A 15,015-nucleotide genomic window follows, 5' to 3' on the forward strand; every position below is an offset into this window, starting at 1 on the left:
ACGAGCGCCGCGGGCCACGACTCGAGGGTCAGCGGCCCGCGGCGCTCAGGAAGCTCGTTTCAGGCCTGGGCCTTGACGATGAAGTCGACGGCGTCGCCGACGGTCTTGAGGTTCTTGACCTCTTCGTCGGGGATCTTGACGTCGAACTTCTCTTCGGCGTTCACGACGATGGTCATCATCGAGATGGAGTCGATGTCCAGGTCGTCGGTGAACGACTTGTCAGCGGCGACGGTGTCGGTGGCGATACCGGTCTCGTCGTTGATCAGCTCGGCCAGGCCGGCGAGGACTTCTTCGTTGGACAGGGCCATGAGTGTTCTCCTTGAGGGGGGGTGTCGTTTGACCGTGGGACAGCCTAGGGCACGGGCACTGCCCGCGCCCGGAGGCGCGAGGGGACTAGGGGGAGGACGACCACCTGCGCGCCGAACACGAGTCCGGCGCCGAAGCCGATCTGCAGGGCGAGACCGCCCGACAGTTCCGGGTGCTCGGAGAGCAGGCGGTGCGTGGCGAGCGGGATGCTCGCGGCCGAGGTGTTGCCCGTCGTGGTGATGTCACGGGCGATGGCGACGGTGTCCGGGATCCCGAGCTGCTTGGCGAACTCGTCGATGATCCGGATGTTCGCCTGGTGCGGCACGAACGCCGCGAGCTGGTCGGCGCGGACACCGGCGGCCTCGAGCGCCTGGCGTGCGACCTTGACCATCTCCCAGACGGCCCAGCGGAACACGGTCTGCCCGGCCTGGCGCATCGTCGGGCGGGGGGCTCCCGCCGCCCACTCGTTGTAGGTCGCGGTCATGCCGATCGCGTCCCACTTCGAGCCGTCGGAGCCCCAGATGCTCGGCCCGATGCCGGCGGTGTCGCTCGGACCGACGACGGCCGCGCCCGCCCCGTCCCCGAGGAGGAACGAGATGGAGCGGTCGGTCGGGTCGACGACGTCGCTGAGCTTCTCGGCGCCGATGACGAGCACGTGGTCGGCGATGCCGGACTTGATGAACGAGTCCGCCTGCGCGATCCCGTACGCGTATCCGGCACACGCGGCGCTGATGTCGTACGCGGCGGCCGGTGCAGCACCGATCCGCTCGGCGAGCAGGGACGCCATCGACGGCGTCGCCACGGTGTGGGTGACGGTCGCGACGAGGACGACACCGATCTGGTCGGGGGTGAGCCCGGCCTTCTCGATCGCCTCGCGCGCGGCGGCCTCGGCGAGGTCGACGGCCTCGACGTCACGCCCGGCGCGCATGCGGGTCACGATGCCGGTGCGCTGGCGGATCCACTCGTCGGAGGAGTCGATCGGACCGACGAGGTCGTCGTTCGGGACGACGTTCTCGCCGCGCGCGGCGCCGAAGGCGAGGATCCGCGTGAACTCGTGGCCGCGTCGCTGGGAGAGGACCGGTCGGTCGCCGGCCTGGAGGCTCGGAGTCACGACAGTCCCGGCGGTCGCGTCCGTCCCGGCGGTCGCGTCCGTCCCGACGGCGGTGGTGCTGGCGTCGGTCATCGGGCGGCCTCCGTGGAGTCGTCGGTGGCGCTCTGGAGCAGCTCGACGGCAGCAGGCAGGTCGTCCGGGGTCTTGATCGCGACCGTCGGCGTGCCGCGCAACCCGCGCTTGGCGAGACCGACCAGGGCTCCGGCCGGCGCGAGTTCGATGATGCCGGTCACGCCGGCCTGCTGGAAGGACGTCATGACGGCGTCCCAGTGCACGGGGCTGGCGATCTGCCGGACCATGAGGTCGACGAAGCGGCGTCCGTCCTCGACCTGCGAGCCGTCGGCGTTCGTCCAGAGCGGGAGGGTCGGGTCCTGCACGGCCGCGGCCGCGGCGACGGGGGCGACCCGGTCGACGGCCGGGGCCATGAAGCGCGTGTGGAAGGCGCCGGCGACCGCGAGGGGGACCACACGGGCCTTCGCGGGCGGCTGCTCCGCCAGGCGGGCGATCGCGTCCACCGGACCAGCGACGACGGTCTGCCCGCCGCCGTTGTGGTTCGCGGCGGCGAGCTCGAGGGAGTCGAGCAGCGCGGCGAGCTCGTCGGCGTCGCCACCCAGGACCGCTGCCATCGAGGTCGGCTCGAGCGCAGCGGCGTCGGCCATGGCCCGGCCCCGCTCGGCGACGAGCGACACGGCGTCGGTCGGCGTGAGGACCCCGGCGACGGCTGCGGCGGTGAACTCGCCGACCGAGTGTCCGGCGACACCGCCGACGAGGGCGCGGCGGCCGTCGGCGAGCAACGCGTCGGCGGTGACGAGCCCGGCGGCGACGATGAGCGGCTGCGCGAGGGCGGTGTCCTTGATGGTGTCCGCGTCGGAGTCCGTCCCGTGGCTGGCGAGGTCGACGCCGATCGCTTCGGACCACTGTCCGACACGTTCACGGACGGCGGCGTCCTCGAGCCAGGGGGCGAGGAAGCCGGGGGGTCTGGGAGCCCTGTCCGGGCGCGACGACGACGATCACCGCTCAATGATGCCGGGCCGCCACCGTCGGGCTCGTGTGGACTCCCCACACGGATTGCCGGGATGCGTTGTAGGAACCCCACCCGGCGGTGTGCTCAGCGGCGTGTGGGGCGTCGGCGCGTGGAGGCCGCCTCGGACATCGCGCCGAGGATGAGCGCGGACTGCACGATGAGGGCGTCCCGCGCGTGCGTGGCGTCCCACCCGATGATGTCCGCGACGCGGCGGAGGCGGTAGCGGACGGTGTTCGGGTGCACGAAGAGCTCACGGGCCGTGGCCTCGAGCGACCGTCCGGTGTCGAGGTAGCACCACAGCGTCTGCAGGAGCTCGGTCGACTGGTCCTTGAGCGGCGTGTAGATCCGCTGCACCAGGGCCGAGCGCGCCAGGGGGGTCGCCCGCGAGTGCACGCTCCGGCAGCAGGTCGTCGGCGAGGGCCGGTCGGGGAGCGCCGCGCCAGGCCCGGGCCACGGCGAACCCGGCCAGGGCGGCCTTGGCGCTGGTCGAGGCGTCGACGACCCCGGGGACCTCGTTGCCGAGCACCAGGTGGCCCTCGCCGAACAACGGCTCGAGTTCCTGCGCGATCGACATGAACGACACGGGTTCCTCGCCCTCGGGCACGTCGTCCCGCGGGGTCGCCCGACCGATCACCACGACGAGTCGCGACCCCTGCACGCCGATGAGCACGTCGGCGTCCTGGTGGCGGGCAGTCCGACGGACCTGGTCGACCTCGAGCTGCTTCGGCGCCGTCCCGACCAGGACCGCGACCTCGCCGTGCCCGTGCCAGCCGAGGGCGGCGATGCGCGACGGCAGCTCGTCGTCGTACTCGCCCGACAGGATCGAGTCGACGACGAGGGCCTCGAGCCGGGCGTCCCACAGCCCGCGGGCCTCCGCCGCACGGGCGTAGACGTCGGCCGCCGCGAACGCGATGTCGCGCGAGTACTTGAGGATCGCCTCCTGCAGCATCTCGTCGTCGGCGGCGCGCTCCTCGACCACGGTCACCACGACACGGATGAGCTGCAGGGTCTGCTGCAGGCTCACCGAGCGCAGGAGTTCACGCGGAGCCGAGCCGAAGACGTCGGCGGCGGCGATCCACGGGGTGGAGGCGCTGCCCTCGAGCCACGAGATGAACGACGTGATGCCGGCCTGGGCCACCATGCCGACGGCCGAGCGACGGCCCGGGGGGCATCTCGCTGTACCAGGGCAGGGTGTCCTCGAGCCGCTTGATCGTCGCGGTCGAGAGTTCGCCCGACACCTGCCGGAGCCAGGAGAGCGCCCGTTGCCGGTCGTCCTCCCGGCCCGCGGCGGTGGCGGTGCGGGGTGTGGTCACGCGGAGATCAGCTCTCGCCGCCCGCGCTGCCGGTCGTGCCGGCGGTCACGTCGTGCAGGCGGTACTTGTCGATCGCCTGCTGGAGGACCGACGCGTCGAGCTTGCCCTGCCGGACCAGCTGCTGCAGCGTCCGCACGACGACCGAGGGACCGTCGATGTGGAAGAAGCGGCGCGCTGCCGGACGGGTGTCCGAGAAGCCGAAGCCGTCGGCACCGAGCGTGGCGTAGTCGGACGGGACGAACGGACGGATCTGCTCCTGCACGGCGTGCATGAAGTCGCTCACCGCGACGACCGGGCCCTCGGTCCCGAGCAGGCGCTCGGTGACGTACGGGGTGCGCGGCTCGTCGTTCGGGTTGAGGAACGCGTGCTGCTCGGCGTCCACCCCGTCGCGGTACAGCTCGCCCCAGCTCGTGACGCTCCAGACGTCGGCGGACACGCCCCAGTCCTCGGCCAGGAGCTGCTGCGCCTCGAGGATCCACGGCACGGCGACACCGGACGCGAGCAGCTGGGCCTTCGGGCCGTCGTGCTCGCTCGGCTTGAGCAGGTACATGCCCTTGACGATCCCCTCGACGTCGACGCCCTCCGGCTCGGCCGGCTGCACGAGCGGCTCGTTGTAGACCGTGAGGTAGTACATGACGTTCGGGTCGTCGTGGGACGGAGAGCCGTCCTCGTTCGTGCCGTACATCCGCTCGAGGCCGGTGCGGACGATGTGCCCGATCTCGTAGCCGTAGGCGGGGTCGTACGAGACGACGGCCGGGTTCGTCGCGGCCAGCAGCGGCGAGTGGCCGTCGGCGTGCTGGAGGCCCTCCCCGGTCAGGGTGGTGCGACCGGCGGTTGCGCCGATCATGAACCCGCGGGTCATCTGGTCGCCGGCGGCCCAGATCGCGTCGCCGGTGCGCTGGAACCCGAACTGCGAGTAGAAGACGTAGACCGGGATGAGCGGCTCGCCTTGCGTCGAGTACGAGGTGCCGACGGCGGTGAACGCCGCGAGGGCGCCCGCCTCGTTGATGCCGACGTGGATGATCTGGCCCTGCGGGCTCTCCTTGTACGCCAGGAGCAGCTCGCGGTCGACCGACGTGTAGTGCTGGCCGTTCGGGTTGTAGATCTTCGCTGTCGGGAAGTACGCGTCCATGCCGAACGTGCGGGCCTCGTCCGGGATGATCGGGACGACGCGGTTGCCGAAGTCGGGCGAGCGGAGCAGGTCCTTCAGCAGACGGGCGAACGCCATCGTCGTGGCGACCTCCTGCTTGCCGGAGCCCTTCTTGACGATCTGGTACTTCGACTCGTCGGGCAGGTTGACCTGCGTGTACTTCGACCGACGTTCCGGCACGTAGCCACCGAGCTCACGGCGGCGCTCGTGCATGTACTGGATCGCCTCGTCGTCGTTGCCCGGGTGGTAGTACGGCGGCGTGTAGGGGTTCTCCTCGAGTTGCGCGTCCGAGATCGGGATGCGCATCTCGTCGCGGAACTGCTTGAGGTTGTCGAGCGTGAGCTTCTTCATCTGGTGGGTCGCGTTGCGGCCCTCGAAGCTCGGGCCGAGGCCGTAGCCCTTGACCGTCTTCGCGAGGATGACGGTCGGCTGGCCCTTGTGCTCGGTCGCCGCCTTGAACGCCGCGTAGACCTTGCGGTAGTCGTGGCCGCCGCGCTTGAGGTTCCAGATCTGGTCGTCGGTGTAGTCCTTGACGAGCTCGAGCGCCTTCGGGTCGCGCCCGAAGAAGTTCTCGCGGACGTAGGCACCGTTCTCGGCCTTGTACGTCTGGTAGTCGCCGTCCGGCGTCGCGTTCATCAGGTTGAGGAGCGCACCCTCGGTGTCGCGGGCGAGCAGGTCGTCCCACTCGCGGCCCCAGACGACCTTGATGACGTTCCAGCCCGCGCCGCGGAAGAACGCCTCGAGCTCCTGGATGATCTTGCCGTTGCCGCGCACCGGGCCGTCGAGGCGCTGGAGGTTGCAGTTGATGACGAAGTTCAGGTTGTCGAGGCCGTCGTTCGCCGCGACCTGGAGTTGGCCGCGGGACTCGACCTCGTCCATCTCCCCGTCGCCGAGGAAGGCCCAGACCTGCTGCTCGGAGGCGTCCTTGATGCCGCGGTTCGACAGGTACTTGGCCTGCTGCGCCTGGTAGATCGCGTTGATCGGGCCGATGCCCATCGACACGGTCGGGAACTGCCAGAAGTGCGGCATGAGGCGCGGGTGCGGGTACGAGGACAGTCCGCCGCCGGCGTGGGACTTCTCCTGGCGGAAGCCGTCGAGCTGGTCCTCGCTCAGGCGGCCTTCCATGTAGGCGCGGGCGTACATGCCGGGGGGAGGCGTGGCCCTGGAAGAAGACCTGGTCCCCGCCGGACGGGTGGTCCTGCGCGCGGAAGAAGTGGTTGTAGCCGACCTCGTACATGGCGGCGCTCGACGCGTACGTCGAGATGTGGCCGCCGACGGCGATGCCGGGACGCTGCGCGCGGTGCACCGTGATGGCCGCGTTCCAACGGATCCAGCGGCGGTAGCGGCGCTCGAGTTCCTCGTCGCCGGGGAACGTCGGCTCGTCCTCGGGGGGCGATCGTGTTGACGTAGTCCGTCGTCGGGACCATCGGCACGCCGAGGTGCAGCTCGTTCGAGCGCTTCAGCAGGCTCTGCATGATCTCGCGGGCCCGCTGGTGCCCGTGGGTCGCGACGAGACCGTCGAGGGACTCACGCCACTCGGCGGTCTCCTCCGGGTCCTGGTCCTGCCCTGCGGTGCTGCGCGGGTCCTGGTCGTTCACCGTCACCGTTGACCTCGTTCGTTCTCGTGGTGGTGGACATGTCGAGCCGTCGGTGGTCGGATCACGACCGGGGACGGGCCGCGTCCACTCTAGGCCCACGCACCGACCGCGATGCTGATGACGACGCGGTCCGGACGGCACTTGCGTTCGCGGGCCGTCGGCGTAGCATGGCCGACCGTGCGTCCGCGACCGGTGGATGCGTGGAACCGACGGGCACACCCAACGCCCGGGGGAGAGAAGCACCACCACGATGGCACTGGAGATCGGCTCACTCGCGCCGGACTTCGAGCTCCCGAACCAGTTCGGTGAGCACGTCCGACTCAGCGACCACCGCGGCCACCGCCCGGTCGCCCTCGTCTTCTTCCCGCTCGCGTTCTCGTCCACCTGCACCGACGAGCTCTGCACGCTGCAGGACAACATCGCGATGTTCCAGGACCAGCGCATCGAGCTGATCGGCATCTCGGTCGACTCGAAGGCGACGCTCCGGTCCTTCGCCCAGGCGAACGGCTACGACTTCGAGCTGCTCGCCGACTTCTGGCCGCACGGTGCCGTGTCCAAGGAGTACGGCGTCTTCCTCGAGAAGAAGGGCTTCGCCACCCGCGCGACCTTCGTGATCGACGTGCAGGGACGCATCAAGGCGTCGATCATCACCGAGCCGGGCGTCGCCCGCGACGTGACCGAGTACCGGGCCGCCCTGGACCGCCTCGCCGCGTGCTCCGCGCCGGTCCCGGTCAGCTGACCCGGGCCTCCCGGCCGCTGCGCGCCCGCTGACGGACGCCCACCTGCCCTCCCCGGCACGGTCGGCTCCGAACCCCTGACGGTGCCCGAGCGCACCGGACTGGAGGCACGGTGACCGCCACCGACACCGGCTCGGCCCCGCAGGTCGGCGGGGTCCCGGACGGCCGCTACGCGCCGTACCCCGTGGTCGACGACCCGGCCCGCTGGGGTCTGACCACGACGACGACCGCGACGGACGCCGGCCCGGCCGTCGTCCACCACCGTCGCGGTGTGCGGCCGCTCCTGTTCCTGCACGGTGTCGCCGGCTCGTGGTCGACGTGGACGCCGCTCCTGGCAGCAGCCGACGGGCTGCCGGGCCGCGGCCTCGTGTTCGTCGACCTGCCCGGGTGGGGGGGGGGCGTCGCCCGCGCCGGAGGTCCCGCTCGACGTGGACGACTCCGCCCGGGTGCTCGTCGCGGTGCTCGACGCGCTCGGCCTCGACGACGTCGACGTGGTCGGGCACTCGATGGGGGCCTTCGTCGGCCTGCACCTCGCCGTCGACCGACCCGCTCGGGTGCGGTCCCTCGGGCTCGTCTCGGGGACGACGTTCGCGACCGCGGCGGCATCGCGACACCCCGTGCGGGCGCTGCGGTCCCTGCCGGCGTTCACCCTGTTGCGCGCCGGGCTCGCCGTGACCCGCGGGTCCGCGCACACCGTCCTGCGGGCGTTCGCCCGGGTCGGGCTGCTCCCGCTCCTCGCGGCACCCGTGTTCGCGGCCGTGCGCCGACTCGACCGCAGCGTCCTCGACGCCTTCGTCGAGGAGTTCCGGCCGGCCGGGTTCCTCGGCGCAGCCCGCTCCGCGGCACACTACGACACCCGTCGCTGGTCCGCCGTGCGGTGTCCGGTGGTGGCGGTCGCCGGGCGGCAGGACGTGTTCGCCCGGACCGACGACCTCGACCGGTTGCGGCGGACGCTGCCGGACGTGCGGACCGTGCTGCTCGAGGACTGCGGGCACTTCGCGCACGTGGAGCGGCCGGACGCGGTCGTCCGGGAGCTGCTCAGCTGAACTCGATCGGCGTCCCGATCGGCAGCCCGGCCAGGGCCTCGGTCATCGCCGCCGAGATGCGGACGCACCCGTGCGACGACCCGTTCGGGTCCGGGTAGTAGTGCAACGCGGTGAGGGCGGCGTTCCCGCCGTAGCCGGCGAGCGTCGCGGAGTGCGCGCCGGTCAGCGAGATCGGGTGCCCCTGCGTGTACGCCACCTGCGGGTCGACGTAGTTCGCCTCCATGTACGTCTTCGTGTCCGCCGGGGTCGGGTCCTGCGGGGTGCCGAGGCGCGCGGCCTCGCTCGTCTGCACCGAGCCGTCGCGACGGACGATCGCGATGGTCGACGCCTGGTTGTCCACCCGCACGACCCGGTCGACGCCGGTCAGGGTGAAGTCCGCGGCGCGGGCCCAGGCGAACGTCGCGCTCGGGGCCGTGGCGACCCCGCCGTCGCCCGGTGTCCGGTTCCGCGAGGGCGTCGAGACGAGCACCATCCCGCCGTCCCGCCCGGGTGCGCGGTCCCAGACGGCGGTCACCGTCGGGGTGTTCAGCGTGGACACCGAGGACGACAGCGTGGCGACGGGAGCGGCGTCGGCGTCGGGGGGAGGCGTAGAGGGGGGACGAGCGGGGTCTTCGGGGTCGCGGTCGTCCAGTGGTTCTCCGCGTCCACCTGAGAGCCGTCGAGGAGCCCGCCGATCACGGCGTCGTGGAACGCGAGCGGCAGGGCGGCGAGGGCGGCGTCCGACGGGCGCGCGGGCACGGCCGGCAGCGGCGTCCGTGACGGTGTCGGGGTGCGCGTGGCGGACGGTGCGGCCGCGACGGGCGTGGGGCGGGCCTCCTGGCCGGTGCCGGAGAGCGCCCAGGCGGTCGTCGCGGCTGCGACGACGACCGCGAGTGCCCCCCACGCCGACGATCCACCGTCGACGTGTCCCGCTCGCTGGTGCGTCCGGTCCCGGTGTGCTGGACGGATCCGTCATGGTGCTCCCACCCCCCTCCTCCCCAGCTTCCCAGACCGCGGCTGGGTCCGACAGCGGCGTGCGCGGGCGCCGCGCGCTCAGCGGTACTGCCGCGGCCAGTCGAACGGTGCCGGACGGTGCGGGACCTCGCCGATCGTCGTGACGGCCAGGGCGATCTCGCGCCGGTTCGTCAACGCGATCGAGCGGGGGGTTGCCGAGGAAGCGTTCCCCGTCCACCCACACGGTGAGCTCGCCTCGGAGTCCGCCGACGTGAGCCGGACCGAGGGAGACGCCCCACTCGTCGAAGAACTGCCCGAGGGTGAAGGTCTCGCGGGTCGGCGACTCCACGTGCAGGATGCCCGACCTGTCGTGCGTGTGGAGCTGCGCGGCGAAGTGCTCGGACGCCGAGTGGCCGACGTTCCCGGGCACGACGACCGGGGTGTCGCCGTCCGTGATCGACAGATGGGTGTGAACGTGTTCGGCCAGCCGTTCGCCCCAGACGTCCTTCAGCCCGGCCTCGTCGGCGCGGTGCTCCAGGTCCGTCGGGCGCGGCCACGGGGGGCGCCGTCGTGCTCGTGTCGGAGCCGGGCACCGAGCAGCCGGCGAGCAGGGTGCCGAGCAGGGTCACGAGCACGGTGGCGGTGACGACGGCGGGGGGAGCGACGGTGCATGAGCGCGAGCGTAGTCAGCGGCGCGGCACGGCTCTCGGCGCACCCGTAGGATGTGGGGTGCGCCGGCAGCGGCGCGCGAGGGCCTTTAGCTCAGCTGGTAGAGCGCCACGTTTACACCGTGGATGTCGTCGGTTCGATCCCGGCAGGGCCCACCGGAGGAGGCGTTTGCCAGTCGTCCTCACGCAGCCAGTCGACCTCGACGTCCGTCACGACGGCCCACGCGTTGACGGCGAGCTTGCCGGGCGTTGTGACGCCTCGCTCGTAGTTGCTGACCGTGGCACGGCTGATGCCGAGTTCGCGAGCGATGTCGGCCTGCTCGAGGTCGCGCCACTCGCGCGCGATGCGGAGTCGGTGCGCGAGGGTCACCGGCGGGACCTTGCGCGTGGCGGGAAGAATCGTCATGTGTCAAACGTACGCCCAATATCGACGCCTGCGCAACGTTTGACACACGAAAAGGGCGCGCCGCGAACGGGGCGCCCTTCCTTGTGATCGGTCAGATGAGTTCGAGGTCGACCACCATGTCGACGTCGTCGACGGTCAGGAGGATGTCGCCGTCCACGACCTCTGCGTTCTCGGCGCCCGGGTAGCTGTTGAGGTAGTCGGCGAGCTTCTTCTTGAGTTCGATCATCTGCTCTTCGGTCATGTCATCCTCCTGGATCGTTTGCGTCAAGTCTTTGACACACGCTAAGTGTGTACTACCTTTGACGCATGTCAACCCCTGAACTGATCGGAACCCGCGAGGCGTCCGAACGGCTCGGCGAGTCGATCCGGCAGACCATCCGCCGGGTCGAAGCCGGCACCCTCGAACCCGTAGCGAAGATGCCGGGTCTGCGAGGCGCCTACGTCTTCAACGCCGAGGACATCGCACGGCTCGCTGACGACCTGGCGGCTACTGCATGAGCTGGCAGGCCATGGACGCGATTGACCAGCTGCCCTACGACGCGTGCGGTCCGCTCGCGTTCCGCGTCCTCACGAAACTCGCGAACGTCGCCGCACAGGACGGCACGCGGGCGTGGCGCCTCGTCTACGAGATTGCTGACGAACTCGGCGTCAGCACCCGCAGCATCCAGCGCGCCACGCAGGAACTCGAGCGGGCGAACCTGATTCGAAAGGGCGACCAGCGCGCAGTGTCGCACTGGCAGGGCAACCGCCGTCCGATCGTCTGGGACATCGTCATGCACCCGAAGAGCACTCAGGCGCCGCTCCCGGTCGACCCGGATGACGACGAGTTCAGGGGTGACACGGTTATCCACAGCCCCGACGACACGCCGTCAGGGGTGACACCAGGGGTGACACCAGGGGCGACAACTGCTGTCGCGCATAGAGAACTAAGAGAACTAAGAGAACAACCTACTAAGACCCCGGTACGCAACCACAGAGCAGATGTCACCCCTGAGACTCGCTCGCGTTGCACTGGCCCCTCAGCTGTCGCCGGACAGCACCACTTTGACGAGTTGACGGGGTGGTGCACGAACGCGTGCGGACTCCGCGCTCCCGCACCGATCGGAGCATCCGCATGAGTATCAAGACGTTCGAGACCTACACGATTCTGTGCGACGAGCCAGGATGCGAAGCCGACTTCGTGGAGCAGTGGAGCGGTGGCGAATACAGCGGCATGGGGTCCGCGTCGGACCTCGACCTCACCGACATCGACTGGGTCGAGCGCGAGGGCAAGCACTACTGCGCGAGCCACGCTGACTTGCACCACCCACGTCCCGATGCGTTGCCGCAGCCCGAGAACGACCCCACGGCGCTGCCGCCCGCGATGTTCGACATGGATTCGATCGGAGCACGCGCATGATCACCGTCCTTGCCATCATCCTCACCGCCGCCGGCGTCTACTTCTGCGGTTGGTTCGACCGCGACGCCCAGGAGGCCGACCGTGGCTGACGTCGAACGCATCTGGCGCTACGGCTGCGTCATTTGTGGCTATCAGCGACCCAACCTCACGCTCCGCGAACTCACGCAGGTCACCGACGCCCACATGACCGTGCAGCATCCACGCGAGCACGCCGCTACGCGGCAGGGCGCTTCGCGCCAGGCTCTGGACAGCACGCAGACCACCACTCCCGAGGCGCAGCACCACATCGAGTCCCTGGGCGTCGCTATCAGCGTCCGACAGCTGACCCCGGCCTCGGCTGGCTACGCCGTCCGCATTGTCTCCGAGAGCCCGATCTGGCTCGACCCGAAGGACGCACATCTGCTCGCCCAGGCGATCGACGCAGCAGCGCTCGAGGCCGTGTACGCCGAACGCGCCGGACGCCGTGGGTAAGTACATGACGCCGGCCGAGGTCGCCGCGCTGCTCCAGGTCACCCCGGAGGCCCTGCGGAAGATGCGCGCACGGGGCCGTGGTCCGGTGTTCGTGCAGGACGGCCGGCTGATCCGGTACCACCCGAACGCTGTGGGCGCCTGGCTCGCGGCCTGCCAGCAGGGCGGCGACAGTGGGAGGCGCTAAGCGGGGCGGTAGCGCCTCAGCGGCGCTCACGCGGCGCGTGATCGAGTTCTACGGCGACCTGTGCTGGCTCCAGCTGCCCGGGTGTTCGTACAAGGCCACGACGAAGGACCACGTCGTGCCGTTCCACGAGGGCGGCACCGACGACATGGAGAACCTTCGCCCGGCGTGCAAGTCGTGCAACTCGAAGCGCCGCAACCTCGCCATGTCGGGCGCCGGCGGTCCGATCATCACCGTGCTGATCGGCCCGCCCGCCGGCGGGAAGTCCACGTACATCCGTGAGCACGCAAGCCCGATCGACGTCGCGATTGACCTGGACGAGATTGCTCGAGCCCTCATGCCGATCAAGCCGAGCACCACGCACGTCTACCCGCAGCACGTCCGCCACGTCGCGATCGGTGCACGGTCAGCAGCGATCCAGCGCGCACGCCGGCTCCAGGTGCCGTGCGGGGTGTGGATCATCCACAGCATGCCGACCGCTGACGACCTCGCCGAGTACCGGGCGCTGCACTACCGCGTCATCACCATCGACCCCGGCCGCGAGACGGTCGAGCGCCGAGCCCTAGCCGAGAGGCCCGAGGTCATGCGCCAGCACGTCGCGACCTGGTACGACATTGTGGCCCCAGCCCTGTCAGCAGCCGCACCACGGGCACGGCAGCACGAGCCCGAGGTCGAAGCGACCAAGACCGTGCGCGAGCCGGAGCGTGTCAACGCCGGCCCGCCCGATGGGGGCTGGTGGGGATGATCCGTTTTTCTGAGAACGGCGCGCACGACACCCAGCGTTCCCACCGCCGTGTTCTCCCTCAATCCGACCAGGAAAAGAAAAATCGGAGCGCCGGCCATGCCTGAAACAACGCCCGACATTCTCGCAAGTTTGGACATCGCGCCGGACTATTACGGGGAATCGCAGGAAGAATCAGCGGTTCGAAAAGCACTGGCCGAGATTGAGCAGAAAAACCCGCTAGTTGGTTCCCGGATTGCCCTCGCTCGCATGTGCCTGTCGCTCGCGAAGAACATCGCGAAGGGCAACGAAAAGGGGACGGGCCGTCGCGAACGAGGTCGCGACCCTCTCCCAGCTGATGGACCAACTCGACCCGCCCGTGATCGACGCCGACACGTCCGACCTCCCACCCGAACTCCGAAAGATCGCTGATGCACTCGCAACCGCCCCCCCGCCCCGGTGGCCCCACGGCAGATAACTCCCAGGAACTATGACCGTGCCACGTACGGGGCGCACGCCGCCGCAGTAGGTGCCGCGATGGGAAAGCCGTTCATTCCGTGGCAGCGCATCGGTGCGGACGTCGCCCTCGAAGTCGACTCGTTCGGCCGGTTCGTGTATTCGGACGTCGTGGTCACCGTCCAGCGTCAGTGCGGAAAAACCACGCTCGACCTGGGGACGAGCGTGCAAAACGCACTTATGGGTCCGGGGCGTCGTGCCTGGTACACGGCGCAATCCGGGCAGCACGCCACGGACAAGTGGCGCGAAATGGTGGAGGACGACTGGGCCGCGTCCGCTATCGCACCGCTTGCGAAGAAACCGCGACTGTCGAACGGGTCGGAATCGCTCAAGTTCTACAACGGTTCGACATTTCGACCGCACCCGCCGACCGTCGATTCGCTGCACTCGAAGCAGGTCGACCGGGCGTCGATTGACGAGGCGTGGGCGTTCTCGCAGACAGACGGGCAGGCGCTCGTGCAGGCGATCGCCGGCGCCGCCGGCTCTCGTTCCATGGTCACCGGCCAGCGCCCTCAGGTGTGGATCGAGAGCACCGAGGGGACCGTGGACTCGACGTTCCTCAACGCCGTCCTCGAACGTGCCCGCGCCGGCGACCCGACCGTCTGCCTGATCGACTACGGCATCGGCCCCGACGTCGACCCGACCGACCTCGACGCCGTCGCCCGAGCACACCCCGGCTACGGCTACCTGTTCGACATGCAGACCCTGGTCGACAACCTTCAACGGCTCGGCCCCGGCGAGTTCGCCCGCGCCTACGGAAACCGTCGCACCGGCGCGACCGAGCGCACCATCCCGCTCGAGGCGTGGAAGCGCGCCGCGTGGACCGACGACACGAAGCCGGACGGGCCGATCGCGTTCGGCGCCGCAGTCGGCGTCGACAACGTGGACGCCACGATCGTCGCCGCCGTCCGCGTCGCCGGCGACATCATCGTCACCGTCGTCCCCAACGGCCACGCCCCGGGGTCCGACTGGGTGCTCCCGCGGCTCCAGCAGCTGTGCGACGAGTTCGACGCATCGGCCGCGATCGACCGCGTCGGCCCGTCCGGCGCCCTGTTCGACGCCGCCGAGCGCGCGAAGCTCAACCTCGTCCCGCTCCAGACCTCCGCCGTCACTGCCGCCGCCTCGAACGTGCTCGCCTGGGTCACCGCCGAGCCCTCGCCGAAGTTCCGCTACCGCCCGCACGCCGCTCTCGACAACGCCGCCGAGCTTGCCACCCGCCGGTGGATCGGCGACGGCGCCTGGACGTGGGGCCGGCGCGCATCGGTCGGGTCGATCAGCGCTCTGGAGGCCGCGACCCTCGCCGCGTGGGCCGTAGACCACCTGCCGGAGAAGATCGGCATGCAGCTGTTCTGACCGTCCGCCTGTGGCCGCGCTGTCCGTCTGTGTCCGCGTGGGGCCGCTCAGAGTTGGTGCATGGCAGGAGCCCCCCTGGAGG

15 protein-coding genes, 1 tRNA gene and 3 pseudogenes are annotated in these 15,015 nt (G+C 70.3%); 10 read left to right on the top strand and 9 right to left on the bottom strand.

Annotated elements, in window-relative coordinates:
- Positions 1-59: 59 nt before the first annotated feature.
- The 5 genes and pseudogenes from DEJ15_RS09400 to aceE form a co-directional block, all read right to left on the bottom strand.
- Positions 60-308, bottom strand: a complete 249-nt coding sequence (locus DEJ15_RS09400) for an acyl carrier protein (protein WP_058741348.1) — start codon at positions 306-308, stop codon at positions 60-62.
- Between the two features lie 44 nt (positions 309-352).
- Positions 353-1,417: a beta-ketoacyl-ACP synthase III gene (locus tag DEJ15_RS09405; protein ID WP_502866161.1), complete on the bottom strand. Its 1,065-nt coding sequence runs from the start codon at positions 1,415-1,417 to the stop codon at positions 353-355.
- Between the two features lie 68 nt (positions 1,418-1,485).
- Positions 1,486-2,431 (bottom strand): annotated as a pseudogene (locus DEJ15_RS09410) (ACP S-malonyltransferase).
- Positions 2,432-2,525: 94 nt separating this feature from the next.
- A pseudogene (locus DEJ15_RS09415) lies at positions 2,526-3,754 on the bottom strand (PucR family transcriptional regulator).
- A 7-nt stretch (positions 3,755-3,761) separates the two neighbouring features.
- Positions 3,762-6,508 (bottom strand): annotated as a pseudogene (gene aceE / locus DEJ15_RS09420) (pyruvate dehydrogenase (acetyl-transferring), homodimeric type).
- Positions 6,509-6,752: 244 nt separating this feature from the next.
- On the opposite strand from aceE, the gene DEJ15_RS09425 reads away from it, so the two are divergent.
- The gene (locus DEJ15_RS09425) at positions 6,753-7,241 is read left to right on the top strand and encodes a peroxiredoxin (protein WP_110825343.1); all 489 of its coding nucleotides are present in this window, start codon (positions 6,753-6,755) and stop codon (positions 7,239-7,241) included.
- Between the two features lie 294 nt (positions 7,242-7,535).
- Entirely contained in the window at positions 7,536-8,285 is a 750-nt protein-coding gene (locus DEJ15_RS09430) for an alpha/beta fold hydrolase (protein WP_284174863.1), read from the top strand.
- Here DEJ15_RS09430 and DEJ15_RS09435 read toward each other — a convergent pair.
- Positions 8,278-9,648 carry a L,D-transpeptidase gene (locus DEJ15_RS09435; RefSeq protein WP_284174864.1) on the bottom strand — a complete coding sequence of 457 codons (1,371 nt, stop codon included), beginning with the start codon at positions 9,646-9,648 and terminating at the stop codon, positions 8,278-8,280. The genes DEJ15_RS09430 and DEJ15_RS09435 overlap by 8 nt on opposite strands.
- A gap of 77 nt (positions 9,649-9,725) precedes the next feature.
- On the bottom strand, positions 9,726-9,890 hold the full coding sequence (locus DEJ15_RS09440) for a hypothetical protein (RefSeq protein WP_284174865.1): 165 nt from the start codon (positions 9,888-9,890) through the stop codon (positions 9,726-9,728).
- A 79-nt stretch (positions 9,891-9,969) separates the two neighbouring features.
- Between DEJ15_RS09440 and DEJ15_RS09445 the strand changes: the two genes are divergently transcribed.
- Positions 9,970-10,042, top strand: a tRNA-Val gene (locus DEJ15_RS09445).
- Here DEJ15_RS09445 and DEJ15_RS18315 read toward each other — a convergent pair.
- Positions 10,002-10,292 carry a helix-turn-helix transcriptional regulator gene (locus tag DEJ15_RS18315; RefSeq protein WP_110825526.1) on the bottom strand — a complete coding sequence of 97 codons (291 nt, stop codon included), beginning with the start codon at positions 10,290-10,292 and terminating at the stop codon, positions 10,002-10,004. The genes DEJ15_RS09445 and DEJ15_RS18315 overlap by 41 nt on opposite strands.
- Before the next feature lie 91 nt (positions 10,293-10,383).
- The gene (locus tag DEJ15_RS09450) at positions 10,384-10,533 is read right to left on the bottom strand and encodes a hypothetical protein (RefSeq protein ID WP_181419589.1); all 150 of its coding nucleotides are present in this window, start codon (positions 10,531-10,533) and stop codon (positions 10,384-10,386) included.
- 65 nt (positions 10,534-10,598) lie between these two features.
- Here DEJ15_RS09450 and DEJ15_RS09455 point away from each other — a divergent pair, with 65 nt between their 5' ends.
- From DEJ15_RS09455 to DEJ15_RS09485, 7 genes are all read left to right on the top strand, one after another.
- On the top strand, positions 10,599-10,790 hold the full coding sequence (locus DEJ15_RS09455; RefSeq protein ID WP_110825347.1) for a MerR family transcriptional regulator: 192 nt from the start codon (positions 10,599-10,601) through the stop codon (positions 10,788-10,790).
- An 11-nt stretch (positions 10,791-10,801) separates the two neighbouring features.
- Positions 10,802-11,410 (top strand): helix-turn-helix domain-containing protein, encoded by a 609-nt coding sequence (locus DEJ15_RS09460; RefSeq protein ID WP_284174867.1) that lies wholly within the window; start codon positions 10,802-10,804, stop codon positions 11,408-11,410.
- Positions 11,407-11,691, top strand: a complete 285-nt coding sequence (locus tag DEJ15_RS09465) for a hypothetical protein (protein WP_110825349.1) — start codon at positions 11,407-11,409, stop codon at positions 11,689-11,691. Before DEJ15_RS09460 ends, DEJ15_RS09465 begins: the two co-directional genes overlap by 4 nt.
- Before the next feature lie 81 nt (positions 11,692-11,772).
- Complete coding sequence (locus DEJ15_RS09470; protein WP_110825350.1) at positions 11,773-12,162, top strand: hypothetical protein; 390 nt, start codon at positions 11,773-11,775, stop codon at positions 12,160-12,162.
- Positions 12,155-12,346: a helix-turn-helix domain-containing protein gene (locus DEJ15_RS09475; protein WP_220033046.1), complete on the top strand. Its 192-nt coding sequence runs from the start codon at positions 12,155-12,157 to the stop codon at positions 12,344-12,346. Before DEJ15_RS09470 ends, DEJ15_RS09475 begins: the two co-directional genes overlap by 8 nt.
- A 37-nt stretch (positions 12,347-12,383) precedes the next feature.
- Complete coding sequence (locus DEJ15_RS09480) at positions 12,384-13,088, top strand: HNH endonuclease (protein ID WP_181419588.1); 705 nt, start codon at positions 12,384-12,386, stop codon at positions 13,086-13,088.
- A 513-nt stretch (positions 13,089-13,601) separates the two neighbouring features.
- Positions 13,602-14,933, top strand: coding sequence for a terminase large subunit domain-containing protein (locus DEJ15_RS09485; RefSeq protein WP_146232881.1), 1,332 nt, complete (start codon positions 13,602-13,604; stop codon positions 14,931-14,933).
- Positions 14,934-15,015: the final 82 nt, after the last annotated feature.

The sequence above is a fragment of the Curtobacterium sp. MCJR17_043 genome (genome assembly GCF_003224315.2).
In the GTDB taxonomy this organism is placed as follows: Bacteria; Actinomycetota; Actinomycetes; order Actinomycetales; family Microbacteriaceae; genus Curtobacterium.

Excerpts from the sequence above, each read along its gene's own strand:
- DEJ15_RS09400 (WP_058741348.1), bottom strand. The coding sequence starts at position 308 with ATGGCCCTGTCCAACGAAGAAGTCCTCGCCGGCCTGGCCGAGCTGATC.
- DEJ15_RS09425 (WP_110825343.1), top strand. The coding sequence starts at position 6,753 with ATGGCACTGGAGATCGGCTCACTCGCGCCGGACTTCGAGCTCCCGAAC.
- DEJ15_RS09440 (WP_284174865.1), bottom strand. The coding sequence starts at position 9,890 with ATGCACCGTCGCTCCCCCCGCCGTCGTCACCGCCACCGTGCTCGTGAC.
- DEJ15_RS18315 (WP_110825526.1), bottom strand. The coding sequence starts at position 10,292 with ATGACGATTCTTCCCGCCACGCGCAAGGTCCCGCCGGTGACCCTCGCG.
- DEJ15_RS09450 (WP_181419589.1), bottom strand. The coding sequence starts at position 10,533 with ATGACCGAAGAGCAGATGATCGAACTCAAGAAGAAGCTCGCCGACTAC.
- DEJ15_RS09455 (WP_110825347.1), top strand. The coding sequence starts at position 10,599 with ATGTCAACCCCTGAACTGATCGGAACCCGCGAGGCGTCCGAACGGCTC.
- DEJ15_RS09460 (WP_284174867.1), top strand. The coding sequence starts at position 10,802 with ATGGACGCGATTGACCAGCTGCCCTACGACGCGTGCGGTCCGCTCGCG.
- DEJ15_RS09465 (WP_110825349.1), top strand. The coding sequence starts at position 11,407 with ATGAGTATCAAGACGTTCGAGACCTACACGATTCTGTGCGACGAGCCA.
- DEJ15_RS09485 (WP_146232881.1), top strand. The coding sequence starts at position 13,602 with ATGGGAAAGCCGTTCATTCCGTGGCAGCGCATCGGTGCGGACGTCGCC.